This window comes from Sphingomonas pruni NBRC 15498 (assembly GCF_001598455.1).
Classification (GTDB): Bacteria; Pseudomonadota; Alphaproteobacteria; order Sphingomonadales; family Sphingomonadaceae; genus Sphingomonas; species Sphingomonas pruni.
Map to the genome: position 1 here is coordinate 21936 of NZ_BCYZ01000007.1, position 19132 is coordinate 41067.

15 protein-coding genes and 1 tRNA gene are annotated in these 19132 nt (G+C 64.0%); 3 read left to right on the forward strand and 13 right to left on the reverse strand.

Annotated elements, in window-relative coordinates; genetic code table 11:
• Positions 1–189: 189 nt before the first annotated feature.
• Entirely contained in the window at positions 190–1074 is an 885-nt protein-coding gene (locus SPR01S_RS03115) for an alpha/beta hydrolase (protein ID WP_218016693.1), read from the forward strand.
• 150 nt (positions 1075–1224) lie between these two features.
• Here SPR01S_RS03115 and SPR01S_RS03120 read toward each other — a convergent pair whose 3' ends face one another.
• Entirely contained in the window at positions 1225–2424 is a 1200-nt protein-coding gene (locus SPR01S_RS03120) for an acetyl-CoA C-acyltransferase (protein WP_066584792.1), read from the reverse strand.
• A gap of 105 nt (positions 2425–2529) precedes the next feature.
• Here SPR01S_RS03120 and SPR01S_RS03125 point away from each other — a divergent pair, with 105 nt between their 5' ends.
• The gene (locus SPR01S_RS03125) at positions 2530–3402 is read left to right on the forward strand and encodes an HpcH/HpaI aldolase/citrate lyase family protein (protein ID WP_066584795.1); all 873 of its coding nucleotides are present in this window, start codon (positions 2530–2532) and stop codon (positions 3400–3402) included.
• 43 nt (positions 3403–3445) lie between these two features.
• On the opposite strand, the gene SPR01S_RS03130 is transcribed toward SPR01S_RS03125, so the two are convergent.
• The 4 genes from SPR01S_RS03130 to SPR01S_RS03145 all read right to left on the reverse strand — a co-directional run bounded on the left by SPR01S_RS03130 (position 3446) and on the right by SPR01S_RS03145 (position 8295).
• A complete protein-coding gene (locus SPR01S_RS03130; RefSeq protein ID WP_066584797.1) occupies positions 3446–5494 on the reverse strand; it encodes an alpha/beta hydrolase family protein in 2049 nt (682 codons plus the stop codon).
• Positions 5495–5564: 70 nt separating this feature from the next.
• Positions 5565–6029, reverse strand: a complete 465-nt coding sequence (locus tag SPR01S_RS03135; RefSeq protein WP_174531862.1) for a DUF2497 domain-containing protein — start codon at positions 6027–6029, stop codon at positions 5565–5567.
• 46 nt (positions 6030–6075) lie between these two features.
• On the reverse strand, positions 6076–7581 hold the full coding sequence (locus SPR01S_RS03140) for a TolC family outer membrane protein (RefSeq protein WP_066584798.1): 1506 nt from the start codon (positions 7579–7581) through the stop codon (positions 6076–6078).
• A gap of 33 nt (positions 7582–7614) precedes the next feature.
• Positions 7615–8295, reverse strand: coding sequence for a protein-L-isoaspartate O-methyltransferase family protein (locus SPR01S_RS03145; protein ID WP_066584807.1), 681 nt, complete (start codon positions 8293–8295; stop codon positions 7615–7617).
• Positions 8296–8478: 183 nt separating this feature from the next.
• Between SPR01S_RS03145 and SPR01S_RS03150 the strand changes: the two genes are divergently transcribed.
• A tRNA-Cys gene (locus SPR01S_RS03150) sits at positions 8479–8552 on the forward strand.
• A gap of 25 nt (positions 8553–8577) precedes the next feature.
• Here the strand turns inward: SPR01S_RS03150 and SPR01S_RS03155 are convergent.
• The 8 genes from SPR01S_RS03155 to SPR01S_RS03190 all read right to left on the reverse strand — a co-directional run bounded on the left by SPR01S_RS03155 (position 8578) and on the right by SPR01S_RS03190 (position 19090).
• Positions 8578–9468 carry an aldo/keto reductase gene (locus SPR01S_RS03155; protein ID WP_066584809.1) on the reverse strand — a complete coding sequence of 297 codons (891 nt, stop codon included), beginning with the start codon at positions 9466–9468 and terminating at the stop codon, positions 8578–8580.
• Positions 9469–9507: 39 nt separating this feature from the next.
• On the reverse strand, positions 9508–9894 hold the full coding sequence (locus SPR01S_RS03160; RefSeq protein WP_066584812.1) for a response regulator: 387 nt from the start codon (positions 9892–9894) through the stop codon (positions 9508–9510).
• Between the two features lie 65 nt (positions 9895–9959).
• On the reverse strand, positions 9960–12374 hold the full coding sequence (locus SPR01S_RS03165; RefSeq protein ID WP_066584816.1) for a sensor histidine kinase: 2415 nt from the start codon (positions 12372–12374) through the stop codon (positions 9960–9962).
• A gap of 56 nt (positions 12375–12430) precedes the next feature.
• Positions 12431–13708, reverse strand: coding sequence for a putative bifunctional diguanylate cyclase/phosphodiesterase (locus tag SPR01S_RS03170; RefSeq protein ID WP_245661847.1), 1278 nt, complete (start codon positions 13706–13708; stop codon positions 12431–12433).
• A gap of 523 nt (positions 13709–14231) precedes the next feature.
• Positions 14232–15707, reverse strand: a complete 1476-nt coding sequence (locus SPR01S_RS03175; protein WP_157081896.1) for an efflux transporter outer membrane subunit — start codon at positions 15705–15707, stop codon at positions 14232–14234.
• On the reverse strand, positions 15707–17332 hold the full coding sequence (locus tag SPR01S_RS03180; RefSeq protein ID WP_066584822.1) for a DHA2 family efflux MFS transporter permease subunit: 1626 nt from the start codon (positions 17330–17332) through the stop codon (positions 15707–15709). Before SPR01S_RS03180 ends, SPR01S_RS03175 begins: the two co-directional genes overlap by 1 nt.
• Before the next feature lies 1 nt (position 17333).
• Positions 17334–18461 (reverse strand): HlyD family secretion protein, encoded by a 1128-nt coding sequence (locus tag SPR01S_RS03185; RefSeq protein ID WP_066584832.1) that lies wholly within the window; start codon positions 18459–18461, stop codon positions 17334–17336.
• Positions 18458–19090, reverse strand: a complete 633-nt coding sequence (locus tag SPR01S_RS03190; RefSeq protein WP_066584835.1) for a CerR family C-terminal domain-containing protein — start codon at positions 19088–19090, stop codon at positions 18458–18460. Before SPR01S_RS03190 ends, SPR01S_RS03185 begins: the two co-directional genes overlap by 4 nt.
• Positions 19091–19132 lie beyond the last annotated feature (42 nt).

Sequence of the window (19132 nt, forward strand, 5' to 3'; positions counted from 1 at the left end):
CAGAAATGCTTGCACCGGGCCAAGCGTGACCAGAAGCTGCGTCGGTCGCCCACCGGGAGAATCACCGTGCGTCGCCTCGCTTTGCCGCTCCTTTGTTGTTTGGGGTTGCCCGGCATTGCCGGAAGCGCCTCGAGCGAGCCGCAATCGAGCACCCATCGCGCGATGCCTGCTGTCACGAAAGAGGCACCGGTGCGCACGGTCGGTGTCTGGCAGCCCGCGCCCGGGCTCGTACAATTGCCGATCTGGCCCGCCAGCCCGCCCGACGGTACGCTTCGCCCGCAGCCACCGGAAAGCGTCGACACCTACAAGGAGCCGCCCGAATATGGCGGCAAGTCGCAAGCGGTAAACGACATTGCCATTCCGACGATGACCGTGGTTCCGGCCAAGGGCCATAATACCGGCACCGCTGTGATCGTCTTTCCCGGCGGCAGCTTCCAAAAGGTGTTCATCGACCTGGAAGGCTTCGAAATCTGCAATTGGCTGACCACCAAGGGCGTAACCTGCATCGTCTCGAAATATCGCGCGCCCGGCGGCAACGAATATTGGGACGATGCGCTCAAACGCCACATCACGCCCAAGATCATGCGGGCGTTACAGGACGCTCAACGAACGATCCGGCTGGTGCGATTCAAAGCCGAGGAGCTCCACGTTGATGCCGACAAGATCGGCGTGATGGGCTTCTCGGCCGGCGGCTATCTGGTGGCGCAGACCAGCAACATCCTGGCACCGGCCTACAAGCCGGTCGATGCGATCGATGGGATCAGTAGCCGCCCCGACTTCGCAGTCGCGCTCTATCCCGGCCATATCTGCCGGGATGGCGGCAAGTTCGACCCCACGCTGCCGATCAACAAGGCGGCCCCACCGACCTTTATCGCCCAGGCCTGGGACGATCCGGTCGACCCGGTCTGCAACAGCCTGATGTACGCCAGCGCGCTCGACAAGGTCGGCGTGTCGACCGAATTGCACCTCTTCGCCAAGGGCGGCCACGCCTTCGGTCTGCGCAAGAAGGATCGACCGGTCGGCGTCTGGCCGCAACTGGTCGAGCGATGGATGGCGCAAATGAGGCTGCTTTAGACGAAGGTGACGGAGCGACGTCACTTGCCTCACTGCCGATCGTCATGCCGGACCTGTTCCGGCATCCAACGTGCGACGATGGACGGCTTCTACTGTGCAGGGTTGGACCCCGGAACAAGTCCGGGGTGGCAGACGTGGGTGACGCCCAGCCTAGCCCGGAATCTCGAACAGCCCCGCCGCGCCCATGCCGCCGGCGGTGCACATCGACACCACGACGTATTTCACCCCCCGCTTGCGCCCCTCGATCAGGGCGTGACCCGCGAGCCGCGATCCGGTCATGCCGAACGGATGCCCGACCGCGATCGCGCCACCATTGACGTTGAGCTTCTCCGGATCGATCCCCAGCGTGTCGCGGCAATAGAGGCATTGCGACGCGAACGCCTCGTTGATCTCCCACAGGCCGATATCCTCGACCCTGAGGCCCGCCCGCTTCAAAAGCTTGGGGATCGCGAAGACCGGGCCGATGCCCATTTCGTCGGGCTCGCATCCCGCGACTTGGAAGCCGCGATAGATGCCCAGAATGTCCTTGCCCTCGGCCTCTGCCGCCTTGCGCTCCATCAGGATCTGCGCCGCGGCGCCGTCGGAGAGCTGCGAGGCATTGCCCGCAGTGATGTACTTGCCTTCCTTGATCACCATGCCGTCCTTGAACACGGTACGCAGCCCCGACAGGATTTCCGCCGTGGTGCCGCCACGAATGCCCTCGTCCTGCGTCACGGTGACCTGTTCGGTCCCGGTCTGGTTGCCTTCCTTGTCGAAGGTCGCCTTCTCGACGGTGATCGGCACGATCTCCTCGGCGAAGGCACCCTTTTGCAGGCCGTCATAGGCGCGCTGCTGGCTCATCGCGCCGAACTCGTCCTGCGCCTCGCGACTGATGCCGTAGCGCTCGGCTACCACCTCGGCGGTCTCGATCATCGGCATATACGCATAGGGCTTCTTCGCGATCACCGACTGGTTCTGATACGGCTTGCCCGCCTGTTTCGCGGTCAGCGTTATCGATTCCATCCCGCCCGCCAACGCCACGTCGAGTTCGTCGCACATGATCCCGCGCGCCGCTAGCGCGATCGCGGTCAGGCCCGAACCGCATTTGCGATCGAGCGTGAACGCCGGCACTTCGGTCGGCAGACCGGCGGCGAAGATCGTGTTGCGCGCGACGTTATAGCCCTGCGTCCCCCATTCGTTTCCCGCGCCGTAGAACACGTCGTCGATCCGCGAGGGATCGATCCCGGCGCGCTCGACCGCGGCATTCATTACATGAGCGCCGATCACCGGCGCCTCCGTGATGTTGAAATAGCCGCGATTGGCCTTGCCGATGCCGGTGCGGGCGGTGGAGACGATGACGGCTTCGCGCATGGGCTACCCTCTCATTAATCGAATATCCGGTATGGCGCTTAACCTTACGGAGAGCGAAAAGCGAGAGGGCTGGCGCACGCCCCTCACCTGCGCCAGAACGCCGCCATGACGATCACTCCGCTCGCTGCCCGCTCGCTCCTGTTCGCCCCAGGCGATTCGCCCCGCAAGCTCGAGAAAGCCGGGCTGAGCGCCGCCGATCTGGTGATCATCGACCTGGAAGACGCGGTGGCCGAAAGCGCCAAGCCCGATGCGCGCAAGGCGGTCGCTGGCCACCTCAAGACGACGCACCGCCGCCAGCCGCACTGGGTACGGATCAATCCCCTCGATACGCCGCATGCGTTGCCTGATCTCGCGGCGGTGGTGCCCGCTCGCCCCGACGGAATCGTCCTGCCCAAGGCAACGCGCGCGGATGCCGAGCGGCTGAACGATTACCTCTCGGCGTTGGAAGCCGCTGCCGGCCTTCCGCTCGGCGGCATTCCGGTGTTCGTCCTCGCGACCGAGACCCCCGCGGGCGTGTTCGACGTCGGCAATTACGCCGGATGCCCGCGCCTCGCCGCCTTGAGCTGGGGCGCGGAGGATAGCGCCACGGCGCTCGGCGCGACCAGCAACCGCGACGATAATGGCGAGTACGACTTCCCTTATCAGTTATTCCGCGCGCTCTGCCTGACCGGCGCGGCCGCGGCATCGGTCAGCGCCATCGAGACGATCCATGGCGATTTCCGCGATTCGGCAGGCCTGCAGAAAATGGCCCGCCGCGCGCGCCGTGCAGGCTTTCGCGGGATGCTGGCGATCCATCCCGATCAGGTGCCGGTGATCAACGCCGCCTTCACCCCCTCGCCCGATGAAATCGCCCATGCCGAGAAGGTGCTCGCCGCGTTCGACGCCATTCCCGGCGCCGGGACCGTGGGTCTCGACGGCGCCATGCTCGACATGCCGCATCTGAAGCGCGCCCAGGCACTGCTGGCGATGAAGCGATAACGCTACTCGGTCTTGATCCGCCGCTATCGAGGATAGGAAAGGGCTAGTTGGCGCCCTTCCCCGTCCATTTGCCCATCCAACCGAGCACCTCACGGTACCATTGGCGGCTTTCCTTGGGGTTGAGCACCCAATGGCTGCCGCCGGGGAAGACGATCAGGCGCGACGGAATGTCGCGGCGCTGGAGCGCGGTGAAGGCGGCGACGCCCTGAGTATAGGGAATGCGGTAATCGCCCTCGCTGGTGATGACGAGTTGCGGCGTCTTCCACTTGTCGACGAAATTCACCGGGTTCCATTTCTCGAACGCGGCCGGATCCTCGTAATAAGGATGGCCGCCATGCTCCCATTCGTCGAACCAGAGCTCTTCGGTTTCGTACGCCATGGCACGAGCGTCGAACACGCCGTCATGCTGGACGATGCACTTGAAGCGGTCGGGCCAATTGCCCTCGATCCAGTTCATCATATAGCCGCCATAGGAGGCGCCGAGCGCGCAGGCATTGTTGCCGTCGAGCCAGGCGAACTTGGTCGTCGCGGCGTCGAGCCCCTTCTTCAGGTCCTCGAGCGGCCAGCCACCCCAATTGTTGCGGATCGCGTCGGTGAAGCCCTGACCGTAGCCGGTCGAGCCGTGGAAATCGACCGCGACCAGCCCGTAGCCGGCGCCGGCAAACAAAGCCGGGTTCCAGCGGTACGACCAGCTGTTGTTGCTCGATCCCTGCGGCCCGCCATGGACCATGAAGGCCACCGGCGCCTTGGCGCCCTCGGCGAGGCCGGCCGGCTTGACCGCATAGCCCCACACCTTGTCGTTATTGGCGCCGGTAAAGCTGAACCGCGTCACCGTCGGCATGTCGATCCCGGCGAGCTTGTCGGCATTGACGCTAGTCAGCCGCGCGCTCTTCTTGCCCGAAAGCCAGTAAAAGTCGTCGGGCGCGGTCAGCGAGTTCATCGCATAGACAAGGCCCTTGGCAGTCGGCACCACCGCCGTGACATTGCCCTCCTGCGTCAGCCGGGTCGGCTTGCCCGACTTGAGATCGACCGCGAAAATCGGCGTTTCCTGCGTGTCCTCGGCAGTCACGTAGATCGTCTTGCCGTCCTCGCTCCAGGCGATCGACCCGACCGAGCGATCCCAGCCTTCGGTCAGCGCACGCACCTGACCTGTGGCGAGGTCGCGAACCATCAACACCTGTCGGTCGGCTTCGTAGCCCGGGCGCTTCATCGCGAACCAGGCGAGATATTTGCCGTCAGGCGACGCGGTTGGGAGGTTGTCCATGCCGTCATTGGCATCGGTCAGGTTGGTCGGCGCGGCCGATCCGTCCGCGGGCGCCGCGAAGATGTCGAGATTGGTCGATAGCGGCTCGATCCGGCCCGCCTCCCGCAAGGCGAAGAACACTGTCTTGCCGTCGGCCGACCAGGACACTTCCTCGCCGCCGCCAAAGGGCTTGGAGGGAGAATCGCCGACCAACCCACCTTCGATCGCCTTGCCGTAGCCGTTCGCCTTGCCGTTCGCCATCGGCAGCACGAACAGCTGCGAGCGCGTGCCGTCGGACCAGCTCGCCCAATGGCGGATGAACATCTGGTCGAAGGTGCGGCCATTGCCGGAATCGTCGCGCTTCTTGACCATGGCCGGCTCGCTCGACGGCGCGCCGGGCAGGCGATCCGCCCAGATCAGCAATCTGTCCTCGGTCGGCGCGACCTTGAACCCACCGATCCCGCCCTTGAGATCGGTGACTTGGCTCGGGGCGCCGCCGGTGACGGCGACCGCCCAGACATTGTCCTCGCCGCCCTTGTCCGACTGGAACCAGACAGTCTTGCCGTCATGAGAGAATTGCGGGCTGGTTTCATTAACTGCCCATTCGCCGATCAGCTTTTCCGGCTTGGCGCCCTTGGCGGTCAGGTCGAGCCGCCACAGATCATAGCGCCCCTTGTCGCCCGCCAAGTCGGTCTCGCGCTGCTGCCAGACCAGCCAATGACCGTCGGGCGACATCGCCGGCGACGAGACGCGGCTGAGCATCGTCACATCCTCAATGGTCAGCTGGCGCGCGGTTGCGGGAAAAGCGAACGAAGCGAGCGCGACGCTCGCGAGGAGAAGCTTCTTCATGACCGAGATAGAGCAGAAGGTCGTTGCGCGAGCAACTACCCGTCGTACGCAAAACTCGCTTCGTCTCGGCTCAGCGCTGACCGGTGATCCGCGCGATTTCCTTGGCGACCATGGCTTCGACCAGGCCGGGCAGGTTCGTATCGAGCCAGTCGCGCAGCATCGGCTTCAGCATCTCGCGGACCAGCCCCTCAAGCGTGTCGCTGCCCGCGACTTCGGGCTTGATGACGAGCCGCGACAGGCTGGCGAGCCGCGCACGGCTGACTTCGGCGGCCTCATCGGAGATGATCTTTTCGGCGGGCGGGGCAGACGCGGGCGCCGCGGCAACGGACTCCGCCATCGGCGCCGCGTCCGAATCGGGCGCGGGCTCGTTCAATTCGAGCACGTCATCGTCTTCGGTAGCCTCGACCGGAGTCGGCTGCGGCGCCGGACGACGGCGCACCCGCGACGCCCCGCCGGTCTCGACATCCTCGGCGATGATCCGTTTGATCGAGGACAGGATGTCCTCCATCGACGGTTCGGCGCTTACATCCCCCATAGGCGGCCTGCTTCCTGACGACGCACGAACCCGCGAAAATCGCGAGCTATTTGGTCTCGTTTGCGGGACGATCGGGGGCCGTGTCAACCGGGGCATTCAACTGAGGGTCGAGCGGACGCTTTTGCGACGAGTCCTGCGGCGGGGTATCGCGCGTACTGGTGCCGGTCGGTTTATAGGCCGGATCGATATCCCAGTCGCTCCATTTGCCCTTGACGCGCTTGTAGTTGGTCAGCGGATCGTAGAGCGCGCCGCCCTCGAGACCGAGATCGCGCGCCTCCGCCTGCCCCATCGCCGCGAGCAAGGCAAAGCCGGCGACATAGGCGTCGCGCTGCGCGGTCACCAACGTCACCTGGCTGTTGAGCAATTCCTGCTCGGCGTTGAGGATATCGAGGATGGTGCGGTTGCCGACGCTATTCTCGGCCCTCACGCCTTCGAGGCTCAGTTTGTTGGCCTCGACCGCGCGCTGCGACGAGGCGATCACCTCGAGCGACGACTTCCAGATCGCGTAGGCGGAGCGCGCCTGCGCGATCACGCCGCGCTCGGTATCGGTTGCCTGCTCGAGCGCCTGAGCGCGGCGCGCCTGAGCCTGACGCACCTGGGCCGACGGACCGCCGCCCTGATAGAGCGGGACGGAGAATTGCAGCCCGACGGTACCCGCCGACCCCGACTGACCCGGCTTCGGGCTGGTGCCGGAGCCATACGAACCCAGATAGTTGAAGTAATTGCCGCCGACGACGCCGCTCAACGTCGGCAACCGCGCGCCCTTGGCCGCATCGATGTCGAACCGCGTCGCGTCGCTGTTGCGTTGTGCCGCGAGCAGCACCGGATTGTTTTTGAGCGCAACGTCGACCGCGTCGTCGGGCGCATTGGGCAGGTTCGGCAAAGCGGGCGGATCTTCCAGCTGCCCGGGAGGCGAACCGACCACCCGAATGTAGCTTTCCTTGCTCGAGATGAGCTGCGCCTGAGCCTGTTCGAGCTGGCCGCGCGCGACCGACAGGCGCGCATCGGACTGCGCAACGTCGGTACGCGTCAGGTCGCCGACCTGGAAACGATCCTTGGCAGCTTGGAGGTTGACCTCCAGTACCTTCACGTTTTCCTTGTTCAGTCCGACGATCGCCTCGTCGCGGATGACGTCCATATAGGCGCCGACCACGCCGACGAAGGTATCCGATTCGGTGCCGCGCAGCTGCATCCTGCTCGCTTCGACGCGAGTCTCGGCGCCCTTGATCGAATTGCGGACGCGGCCGCCGCTATAGACCGGAACCGCGAGCTGCGCGCTCGCCTGGAGCTGGCGATCGGGTGACAGCAAGCTGTTCTGGCTGCTGTTCAGCGCATTCTCGGTATAATTGCCGGTGACGCCGACGTTCGGACGTCCCTGCGCCTTGGCGATCGGGACGTTCTCGTCGGATGCGCGGACATTGGCGCGCTCGGCGGCCAAGCCGGGATTGGTGTTATACGCTTTGACGAGCGCTTCACGCAGTGTGTCGGCGGTAGCCGGCACGGCAGCGATAGCGACCATGGCTACACCAGCGAGCAGGACGGAAACGCGCATCAATTCCCCATTTCTTTCAAAACGCCATTTCTTTCAAAACGCGAAGCTCCGCGGCGCCGAAAAACCGGGCAGCGCAACGCAATCCACGTCGGCGAAAGCGCGCAGCCCGAACGCCCCCTTGATCGTACGCCCGGACGCGAGGCGCGATACGCCACGTTCCCGCAGCCCGGTTACCACCCGCCCTCCGGGTGTCACCTGACCGATGAGCGATTCGGGAATTACCTCCACGCAGCCATCGACGATCAACACATCATAAGGTCCGCCCGCCTGATGGCCCTGATCAAGTGGTCCTTCCACCAACTCGACATTGCCGTAGCCCGCCAGCGCGGCGCGGGCATGCGCGGCAAGATCGGCCTCGCTTTCGACCGCGACGACCGAGCGCACCAGGCCGGACAGCACAGCGGCGGTATAACCGCCGGCTGCGCCGATCAGCAGCACCTTATCGGTCGGCTCCAGATACGCCTCGGTCAGCAATTTGCCGGTGGCGATCGGCAGATTGAGATAACGACCGTTGCCGATCGCTACGGCGGTGTCGCGATAGGCCAACCGGCGCGCGCTTTCGGGCACGAATTCCTCGCGCGGAACCCTGGCCATCGCGGTCACCACGCGCGGATCGTTGACCGCGTTGGTACGCAACTGGCTCTGCACCATGGCATGGCGCATCGCCTCGAAGCTGATATCGTCGCCGACCGTCTCTGGCGCCAAATTGTTCATAGCCCGCCCAATCGCATAACTGTTTTACGTATGCAACACACTTCGATGCCGCTCGGCTGCTATATGGTGCGCCGCGCCGCACGCCAACCCGCAATAGCGCATTAAATTATATGCGTCATATAACGCCACTGTTGACTTGAGGCGGTCCGATGCGCAAAGCCCCCCGCCTTACCACGCCTTCGAGGCCCGTTGGCGGAGTGGTTACGCACCGGACTGCAAATCCGTTTACGCCGGTTCGATTCCGGCACGGGCCTCCAGCATCCTGCCTTTACGGCCGAGCGATCAGGGCAGTTTCTTCCCCATCGAGGCCTGCAAAACCTCATACCATTCGACGCGCGACCATTCGACCTTGAAGGCATCGCGCGCCTCACGGATTCGCTCGACGCGCTGACTTCCGACGATCGGAATGACCCGCGCCGGGTGCGCCATCAGCCACGCATAGGTTGCCGCCGCCGCGGACACGCCATATTGCGCGCCCTTCCCCTCCAGCAACGCGGCAACCGGTCCGTCCTGGCCCAGCCGCCCTCCGCCCAACGGCGACCAGGCCAGGACGGCGTGACCGCGCGTCATCGCCAGATCGAGCGTGCCATCCCAAAGCGGATCGGTGTGGAGCGGCGAGAGTTCAGGCTGCGTGCTCGCCAGCGGCACGGTGAGGAAGCTTTCGAGCGCCGCGACCTGCGCCGGCGTGAAATTGGACACTCCGACCGCCAGTGTCTTCCCGCTCGCGATCATCTTCTCCAGCGTCGCCGCCAGTTCCTGCGGATGCGCGAGCAAATCGGGTCGGTGGACTTGCCAGAGATCGACCTGGTCGACGCCCAGGCGCCGCAGCGACGCGTCGAGCGCGCGCTCGAGATAGCCCGGACTCGAATCATACGGCACGCCAGGGATGATCCCGCCCTTGGTCGCCACCACCATATGTGCGCGCAATTCGGGCGCTTCTGCGAGCACGCGGCCGAGCGCCGCCTCGGCATCGCCGAACCCGCTGGTCCCGTTGAACCCGTAGATATCGGCCGTGTCGAAGAGCGTTATACCGCTGTCGAGCGCTGCCTCGATCAGCGTTCGGGCGCCGGCGACGTCGTCACCGCGCAGCCGCCACATGCCCCAGGCGATCGGCGAGACCAGGATGCCGCTTCTACCAAGCAGGCGTGATTCAGCGGAAAGACGTTCGATCATGGCGGCGCTCTTGCCACGAGCGGGGGCGAGCCGAAATGGCTAAAGAATAACGTCGCCCTCGCCGCTGGCGAGAATGCGTCCCATCGCCTCGAACAGAGCGTCCATCGCCACCGGTTTGAACAACACCTCGTTGGCGCCCGCCGCGATGCAGCGTTCGCGCAGGTCGATGGCGGTGTCGGCGGTGACGACGATGATCGGCAGCTTGGCTTTGGCATCGGGACGCCCACGAATGCGTCGGATCGCGGTGATACCATCCATCCCGGGCATGCGCAGGTCGACCAGCGCCATGTCGAAATCGCGCTTGTCGATCAGTTCCAGACCGATCTCGGCGCTTTCCGCCTCGGTCATTGCCGCGCCCGCGACGTCGAGCATGTCGGCCACGACGCGACGGTTCATCGGATCGTCCTCGATGAAAAGCACATTCATCGTAGCGGACCAATCCGAACCGCGGCGTGGAGGGCATCAGAGATCATGGTCGATCCCCTATCTGCCTAAGCGGCCCGACTATCAACATCTTCATCTTTCGTTACCGAAACGATTGTTTGAACCAATGCGGCGCCGGCGATCGGCTTGGCGATCAGTTGATCTACGCCCGCCGCGGTTAACCGGTCGCGGTCGGCGGCATCCGGGTTAGTCCATAGCAACGACATCGGCGCACCGCCCAGGCGCGTGATCGCCGCCTCCACGTCGCCATCCATCGCCATCGTCGCTTCGTCGGTGAGGATCCGCTGGATTCGACCTTCTTCCAGCATCGCCGCGGCGTCGTCGATCGACCCAGCGACCTTCACCGACGGGAAGCGCGGGACGAACAACGTCTTGAGCATCGCCCGGCTAATCGGATTCTTGTCGAGGATGAGCAGAACCTTGCCATGATCGTCGGCAACCGCCGTAACCTGCTCCTCATCGACGCGAACCAGCGGGACCGCCACGGTAAAGGTCGATCCCTCGCCCACGACACTGGCCACGGTGACGTCGCCGCCCATCGCCCGCGCGATGTTGCGGCAGATCGCCAGGCCCAGGCCGGTACCACCGAACTGTCGTGTGGTGCCGGCGTCAGCCTGACGGAACGACTCGAAGATAAGTTCGAGCTTGTCGGGCGGGATACCGATCCCCGTATCGCGGATTTCGATGGTCACGTATTCGCCGTCGGCCCCATGAATCACCCCCGACCGGACGTGAATATATCCATTTTGGGTGAATTTCAGCGCATTGGAAAGCAGATTGAACGCGATTTGTCGCAAACGCGCCGGATCGCTTTCGATCCGGGGCGGCGCTTCGCTGACGTCGAGCTCGAAGCCAACCCCCTTCGCGGCAGCCTGATCCTGCCACATCCGTGATACGTCGCGCAGCATCGCCGCCAAGTCGACCGGCGCGCGCTCGATCGTCAGATTACCCGTCTCCATCTTGGCCACGTCGAGAATGTCGTCGACCAGCGCGCGCATCGATACGCCGGCGCCGTGCACCACCCCGATCCGGTCGCGCATCGCGGGGTCCAGCCGTCGATCGGCCAACATGACTTGGGTCATACCGAGAATACCGTTGAGCGGCGTGCGAATTTCGTGACTGGTAGTGGCCAGGAATTCGGTCTTGGCGGCCAGCGCCTTGCCCAGAGCAGCGTTGCTCGCTTCGAGATCGATATTGGCCGCGCGCACCTGGTTCCGGCTCTTGCGGATCGTGATCAAGCCGAAGCTCAACATGCCGAACACGACGACCGACACCATGGCGGTCGCGACGAATATCCAGAACTGCGCATCGGCGCGCCTCTTCGCCTCATCAGCCTGAAGCTTGGCGATCTGGAGTTCCTGATTGGCGAAGTCGAACTTCGCGCTCATCAGCGCAGTGTTGTTCGATCGCGCGGTCGTCGTCGTTTTTTCGTCGATCGCGCGAATCACCTCGAGCTCGTGCAGCGCCTGCGGCGTGTCGCCCAGCGCCTTGTAAATGTCATAGGCGGTGGTGTGCGCCTGCCAGAAAGCCACGGTATCGACCGCGCCGCCGGCCAAAGCAAAGGCGCGTTCGATCTTCGCACGCGCATCGGTCAGCTTACCCCGCTCGAACGCGGCCTTGGCGTCGAGCGCCCAGAGCTGGGCAGCATCATCGCGTGAGGAGCTGTCGGTCAGGCGGAAGCCCTGCGCGATCGTCGTTTCGGCATCATCGAGTCTGCCGCCCCACAATTCGTTTCGCGCCAGATTGCGCAACACCATCGCTTCGAGTGCCGGGTTCCGGCTCTGCCGCGCGAACTTGAGCGCTTTCTGAAATTCGACCTCAGCCTCGTCATAGCGTCTCAGCTCGCGCAGAGCGTCGCCGCGGTTACCGTGGATCGTGCTCAGCAATTGAGGATCGCTGCTGCCGACCGCGAGTGCCTTGTCGCTATTCTTGATCGCGCCGTCGAAATCGTTGGCATCGAGATAGATCCCGGCAATGCCGATCAATGCCTTGGCCTGGCCGGTCGTATCGCCGATCGCGCGATAGAGGTCATGCGCCGCTTGATAGTCGCGCAACGCGTTGGCGATATCGGCCTTGTCGGCATTCCAACTGCCCCGGGCGAGCAAGATATCGGCGTTGAGCTTGCTGCCCTTGGCCGCGCGCTCGGTAATGATCAGCGCTTGCGCCAACAATTGACCGGCGGCGGCAGGCTTGCCGCTGAAATTGGAGGCCACACCTTGAAGCCACAGAGCGGTGGCGATCTCGACGTCGCGATCCGGCTCGGCCATGCGCTGGGCGAGCTGACGTGCGGCGATCGCCTTCTCCACGGTCAGTTGTGGATTGACGCCCATCGTCGCCTTGACGTCTTCCAGCGCCTTGTCGACCTGTGCCTTGTCAACCGGCGCCGCGTCGCCTTGCGCCACGCATGGCACCGCGACGAGAATCGCAAACAACGTGCAAGCGCGTAGGATCCACCGATTCATGACGTAGCCAGAATGAACGTGCGACGTTAAAACCGCGCTAAGGTCGCCGCGGCCGATTAGGCGAGGCGGCGAAAAGCGGCGGCGCGGAAGCTGGCCCGCGCCGAATCTACCAGCGCGGCGTCCTTGTGGTCGCGCAAGAACTGACGAAACGCCTCGATCTCGACCGGCCGGCTGATAAGATAGCCCTGGATCATGTCGCATCCCATGACGCTGAGCAGCGCCAGCGCCGCGGGAGTCTCGACACCTTCGGCGGTGACTTCCATTTCCAGCGCATGGGCGAGGTCGATGGTCGATCGCACGATCAGCGGGTCGCGGTTGCTGCTGGTCAGCTGCAGGACGAACATCTTGTCGATCTTGAGTTCTCGCGCCGGCAATTCCTTGAGATAGGCAAGGCTCGAAAGACCGGCGCCGTAATCGTCGATCGCAATCGCGATACCGTGATCGGCGAAGATATTGAGGTTGGCGATCGCGCTGACCGGATCGCGAATTACCGAGGTCTCGGTGATCTCGAATCCGAGCGGGACGCCCGCTCTACTGACCATTTCGCACGCACGCTTCACGAACGAAGCGTTGCTCAGCAATTGGCCGGAGATATTGACGAAGATCGTGATCTCCTGGCCGTCGGCCCGGAGATAATGCTGGTCGGTGATGACCTGCTCGATCGTCCACAGCGTCAGCCGGTCGATATCTCGTGAGGTTTCGGCCAGCGGGATGAAGTCGCTCGGCAGGATCAGCCCGCGCGTCGGGTGACGCCAGCGCACCAGTGCCTCGGCGCTTGCGATCTCCTGGCGGCGGACATGCACTTTGGGTTGATATTGCAGGAACAGCTCGCCGCGATCGATCGCGCCCTTGAGCTCACGCTTCAATGCCAATTTGTCGACCATCGGGTCGATCTGCGACAGGTCACGCAACACCAATTGGTTCTCGTTGCGCGATTGAACCAACGCGTCTTCAGCTTCCTCGGCGAGGCGAATGTCGTCCAACGTGCCCGGGGGGCCGGCAGCGATGCCGATGGCAAGATCGATGTGATGCCGTTCGCCGTCGAGGTCGAAAGGCGCGGCCAGCGCTTCGGTCAGGCTGTCGGAGAAGTCTTGAAGTTCCGCAGTGTCGGCGACGCACGTGTCCACTTCAACCGTCCAGCGGCCGATCACAGTAGCCACCACACCAGGCATAGCGTTGGCGATTCGGTCGGCGATATCGAATGCGATGTCGTTCGACCGCGCGACACCGAGATGCCGGCGCAGAAATGACTGGTTGGTCATCTGCGCAAGTGCCTGAACGGCCCAGGGTTTCGTAGCGGACACCTGCGCGAACGGGGTCGCGGCACCGCGCATACGACTCCGCGATGTCGACGAAAGGCCGGCTTGGCCCACCGGCTCATCGACCGGGCTGTTCGGGGTGGGAACGCGCGCCATCACCGCCCTGATACCGCCAAGGGGCTGAAAGAACTCTTAAGCCCGGCAGCCCAAACCTCAGGGAAAACACGTAACTATCCGGAATCGCGATTGCTTTTAAGTTAAAAAACTATTAAGAAACTCGGGTGCCCGGGGTGGGCGCATTAGGAGTAAAGCAATGCTCGCGTTTCTTATCGCGCTCATCCACGGCGAAACCATTCGTCCCTGGTAAAGCGAATTTAGACGGCCCGCTTCTCACCGGTTAATTTGTTGATTCAACAAGTTGGCGGTGAAAGCGGGTCGCTCTGTATCTGGATGGTTGGGCCTCTAGCCGCACCAAAATGGCGACGGAAAGTCGCGCTAAATTAACCTTTTATTAACTTTTCCGAATCGGGCGCTAACCATTACCGCGCCGTTAAACGTCGCGCGAAAAAAATAGCCTCGATATCGCGTGACGCGCTGGTCAGCCGGCGCTGGATGCGCCTTCCGACCAACCGCCACCGATCGCCTTGAACAGGGCAACCGACAGCTGCCGCAGCTCCGCATCGCTATTCGCCAGGTTTTCCCTGGCGCGCAGGACATCCACCTGCGTATTGATGACGGTATCCTGCGCAACCAGCCCTGCCTGGTATCGCGCCTGATCCGCGGCGGCCGTTCGGTCGGCATCTGCCAGCGCCTGGCGTAACAGCGCGTTACGGCGGCGTTCGGCGTCGATCTTGCTCAACGGGTCCTCGACGTCGCGCAGCGCCTGCAGCACGGTCAGACGATAATCCTGATACGCTTGCTCACGCTGCTCCTTGCGGATCTTAACATTTGCCTTGCGCTTTCCCCAATCCAGCAGGGGAAAAGTCGCCTGTCCGGTGCCGGTCAGCTGCAGGCTATCGCCCGCGAAGAGACTGCCGAGCGAAGTCGAAATCAGTTGGGCCATGCCGGTCAGGCTGAACTTCGGGTAAAGATCGGCGACCGCGACGCCGATATCGGCGGTCGAGGCGGCCAGATTGCGTTCCGCGGCGCGAATGTCGGGGCGGCGGCGCAGCAGGTCGCTGGGCAATCCCGCCGGAATTTCCGGCGTAGGCACCAATGCTGGTAACGGCCCGGACAATTCCGCCATCAAGGCTTCCGGTGTTTGCCCAACCAGGACGCCGAGCGCGTGCTTGCGCACGTCGAGATCGGCCTTGAGCGGTTCCAGCCGCGCGCGTGTGGCGGTGATGTTGCCGTTCTGCCGGGTAACGTCGATCGACGGCGTCAACCCGACCTTGGAGATATTCGCGGCGATCTGCAGCGCCCTGCCCTGTCGTTCGATTTCGCTGTCGAGCACGGCGATCTGTTCCTGGTCGAGGCGAAGCGCGAAATAGGCGTCGGCGACTTCAGCCGCGAGCGTCACCGCGGCGTCGCGCTGGTTCCACTCTGCCGCCTCGGTCCGCGCCAGCGCAGCTTCGACGCCGCGGCGACCACCGCCGAACACGTCGAGTTCCCAACTCGCGTCGAAGCCGACCGCAAAGGTCTTGATGCTATCCCCGGGCAAGGCGACGCCCGAAGGCGGTCCGCTGTTGCCGCCGCCGGAAAAGGCCCGCGCCAAGGTCGCAAAGCCAGCATTCTTGCTGAATTTGACGTCGGTTGCGTTGGCGTCCGCGTTGACCACCGGCTTGTATTGCGCGCGCGCCTGGATCTCGCCCAGCCGCGCCTGGCGCACTCGGCTCGCGGCCGTCGCCATATCGGGATTGTCCTTGAGCGCGCGGTTGATCAAGTCGGTCAGCTTGGGGTCGTTGAACGCTTCCCACCAATGCGCCGGATCGATGGCCTGGCCGGGCGGAGGAGCGCCCTGCGGGCCGGCATAGGTCGCCGGCACCGCCAGATCCGGCTTGGTATAATTTGGACCGACGGTGCAGGCGGCAAGCGCCAGCATCGAGACGAGCGAGATCGATTTCTTCAACATCATCAATGTCCCATTCCCCCGCTCGCGCCCTTGCCCGAGTTCATGAAGATGACCACCGGCAGCAGGATCAGGATCAGCACCATCAGCGACCGGAACACGTCGAGGAAGCCGAGCATCGCCGCCTGCCGCTGAACTTGTTGATACAGGATCGCCTGGGGCAGCATGGTCGGATCCCCCAGCCCGGCGAACGCTCCCTTCGCCTTGGCCAGCCAGTCGGTATAATTGGGGTCGAGTGGGTTCAGTTTCTGGACCAATTCGGTCTGGTGACGCTGCATCGCGCCGGCGAGCATCGACTGTGCGGCGGAAATGCCGATCGACCCGCCCAGGTTACGCGCGACGTTGAGCAGGCTCGAGGCTTGCGCGGTCTTGTTGCGGGGCAGGCCCTGATAGGCGACCGCATTGATCGGCACGAACAGGAATGGCAGCGCCATCGCCTGATAGAGCCGCCCCATCGCGGCATCGGCAAAGGTGATGTCGGCGCTGAAATGCGACATGTTCCACAGCGCCGCGGCTTGCACCAACAAAGCCCCGCCGAGCAGAATCCTGGCATCGACCTTGCCGACCAGCCGGCCAGCGAAGGGCACGGCGACCAGGGTCGCGAGACCGCCGAGCGTCAGCGCCAACCCGGCATCGAACGAGCTGTAGCCCATCACTTGCTGCAACATTTGCGGGATCAGCTGGGTCGTGCCGAAGAGGATCAGTCCGGTGATGCCCATGATCAGCGTGGTGATCGCGAAGCTGCGGTTCTTGAACAATTTGAGGTCGACCACCGGGTCCTTATGGTTGAGCTCCCAAAAGATCAGCGCGATCAGCGACACCGCCGAGATCGTCGCCGTCGCGACGATCAGGCCGCTAGCGAACCAATCCTCGCGCTCGCCGCGGTCGAGCGTCAGTTCGAAAAAGCCGAGGCCCAGCGCGACCAGGATCACGCCGATATAGTCGATGCGAAGCCCGCCCTCGAGCCGCTTGGCGCGATCGTCCTTCACCTGTTTGGGCTCGTCGACGAACAAGTCGGCCAGGATCCATGCGCCGATGCCGATCGGCACGTTGATGAGGAATACCCAATGCCAGCTCGACGTCTCGGTGATCCACCCGCCGAGCGTCGGGCCGAGCACCGGTCCGACCACGACGACGATCGCGAAGGCCGCCATCGCCATGCCGCGCTGACGAGGCGGAAACGTGTCGACCAACATCGATTGCTCGACCGGCGCCAGTCCACCGCCGCCGATGCCCTGGAACACGCGTGCGATGACCAGAGTGGTTAGGTTGGGAGCGATCCCGCAGACGAACGAGGAGATCGTGAACAACGCGATCGAAATCAGGAAATAGCGTTTGCGCCCGATCGCGTCGGACAGCCAGCCCGAGATCGGGATGACGATCGCATTGGCGACCAGATAGCTGGTCAGCACCCAGGTCGCCTGATCGATGGTGATCGACAGGCCGCCGGCGATATGGTCGAGGCTGACATTGGCGATCGAGGTGTCGAGCACCTCCATGAAGGTCGGCAGCGAAATGATCGCGACGATCAACCAGGGGTTGAACCGCCCCGCCGCCGATCTTCCGTCATCCCAGCCGTCCTGGCTCGGCGCGGGCTTCGCCGCGCCGGTCGGTGCCGCGGCACTCGCCACCTCAGCGAACCTTGACCGACGGTGTCACCGACATACCGGGGCCGATCGGGTAATTGCGCGGATCGGGATTGCCGTTACCGACGAGGAAATTGATCCGCACCGGTACGCGCTGGACCACTTTCACATAATTGCCGGTCGCGTTCTGCGGCGGCAGGATGGCGAAGGCCTGGCCGGCGCCGCGCTGAATCGAATCGACCCTGCCCTTGAACTCGACATCGGGATAGGCGTCGACCTTGATCGACACCGGCTGGCCGATGCGCATATCCTTGAGCTGGGTTTCCTTGAAATTCGCGGTGATCCACATCGTGTCGGGCACGATTGCAAGCAGCTGGCTGCCCGGCGCGACGTACGATCCCTTGTTGACCTGGCGATTGACCACTTGGCCGGAGACGGGAGCGACGAGGCGTAAATTGCCGAGGGTGACATTGGCTTGAGCGACCTGAGCCCGCTTTGCGGCGATCACCGCGCCCGCCGCATCGACCGCCTTGCGGGCGACGGCGATCTGGGCGTCCGCGCTCGCGATCTGGCGCCGTGCGGCGTCGGCCTGCGCCCGCGTCGAGGCGGCGTTGGCGCGTGCCTGGTCGAGTTGGGTCGCGGCCACCGCCGAGCGATCGATCTTCGCCAGATTCTGATAGCGGGCGAGGTCCTGCGCCGCCTTGATCGCGGCAGCTAGAGGCGCCTGCGCTTCGGCCGCCGCCTGATTGCGCGTGGCGGTGGCGCTACTGACTTGCGCCAGGGCCTGTTGCTGCTGGGCAAGCGCCTGGTCCACCCCTGCCCGCGCCTCGGCAAGCTGCGCCTCGGGGCCCGTCGGCTTGATCACCGCGAGCAACTGGCCGGCATTGACGTGGCGGTTGTCGAGATCGGCGACATCGATCAATGTGCCCGCCACTTCAGGAGCGATCCGGACGATATGCGCGTCGACGAACGCGTCGTCGGTCGATTCGAACTGACGCGAGTGCAGGTAATAAAGCGTGCCGCCAATTGCCGCGACCGCCACGACCAGGATCAACACCCAGAAGAACGGCCGGCGATAGATTGGCGTGCCGTCCTTGGCTTTGGCGTCGCCCTTGGTCTCTCCATCGGCTTCGTGCTGGTCGGAGGCCGCCTGTGACTGGGTGTCGTCGCTCATCGCGTTTCCTTTGCTTCCGCCGTCAGGGCATCGAGAATGGCGTTGGTGTTGGCGTGGATACGGGCGCGGATGCGCTGTGCCAGCGCGTCGCCGATCGTTTCGATTTCGAACAGCCGAAGCGCCGAGGCGCGGGCCGAGCGCAGGACCAAAACCTGCCCGAACAGCATCAGGCCGGTGATCCGCGCGTCCTCGTCGTCCTCTATTCCGGTGGCGAGGCAGATGAACCGGATCAATTTCCGCATCATCTGTCCCATCGGCCCGTCGAACAACCGCGCGAACGCGGCCGTGGGCCGCATCTGTTCGCGGACGATGAACAAGCTCCAGCTCTCGGTCTGCTGCGCCATCATCTTGTCGAACAGCGCGTCCAGCATGCCGTGCACGGCCCGACGCGCGCCGACCGCGTCGCCATCGGCGACCTCAACGAGTAGAGCCGGAGACATGCCCTCCGCCATCTTGCTGGAGATATGGTCGGCGGCGGCAAGATAGAGTCCCTCCTTGCCGCCATAATGATAGGTGATCGAGGACATTGCGGTGCCGGCCGCAGCCGCGATCTCTCGGGTACTGGCACCTTCCAGGCCATGCTTTCCGAAAGCGTCTACCGCGATATCGAGGAGTCGCTGCTGGACCATGGACCGCGCAATTAGTTCGTTCGAACGAACAAGCAACCCTTA

Coding starts and splice junctions, on each gene's coding strand:
- SPR01S_RS03120 (WP_066584792.1), bottom strand. CDS start 2,424: ATGCGCGAAGCCGTCATCGTCTCCACCGCCCGCACCGGCATCGGCAAG.
- SPR01S_RS03125 (WP_066584795.1), top strand. CDS start 2,530: ATGACGATCACTCCGCTCGCTGCCCGCTCGCTCCTGTTCGCCCCAGGC.
- SPR01S_RS03130 (WP_066584797.1), bottom strand. CDS start 5,494: ATGAAGAAGCTTCTCCTCGCGAGCGTCGCGCTCGCTTCGTTCGCTTTT.
- SPR01S_RS03135 (WP_174531862.1), bottom strand. CDS start 6,029: ATGGGGGATGTAAGCGCCGAACCGTCGATGGAGGACATCCTGTCCTCG.
- SPR01S_RS03140 (WP_066584798.1), bottom strand. CDS start 7,581: ATGCGCGTTTCCGTCCTGCTCGCTGGTGTAGCCATGGTCGCTATCGCT.
- SPR01S_RS03145 (WP_066584807.1), bottom strand. CDS start 8,295: ATGAACAATTTGGCGCCAGAGACGGTCGGCGACGATATCAGCTTCGAG.
- SPR01S_RS03155 (WP_066584809.1), bottom strand. CDS start 9,468: ATGATCGAACGTCTTTCCGCTGAATCACGCCTGCTTGGTAGAAGCGGC.
- SPR01S_RS03160 (WP_066584812.1), bottom strand. CDS start 9,894: ATGAATGTGCTTTTCATCGAGGACGATCCGATGAACCGTCGCGTCGTG.
- SPR01S_RS03165 (WP_066584816.1), bottom strand. CDS start 12,374: ATGAATCGGTGGATCCTACGCGCTTGCACGTTGTTTGCGATTCTCGTC.
- SPR01S_RS03170 (WP_245661847.1), bottom strand. CDS start 13,708: ATGCGCGGTGCCGCGACCCCGTTCGCGCAGGTGTCCGCTACGAAACCC.
- SPR01S_RS03175 (WP_157081896.1), bottom strand. CDS start 15,707: ATGATGTTGAAGAAATCGATCTCGCTCGTCTCGATGCTGGCGCTTGCC.
- SPR01S_RS03185 (WP_066584832.1), bottom strand. CDS start 18,461: ATGAGCGACGACACCCAGTCACAGGCGGCCTCCGACCAGCACGAAGCC.
- SPR01S_RS03190 (WP_066584835.1), bottom strand. CDS start 19,090: ATGGTCCAGCAGCGACTCCTCGATATCGCGGTAGACGCTTTCGGAAAG.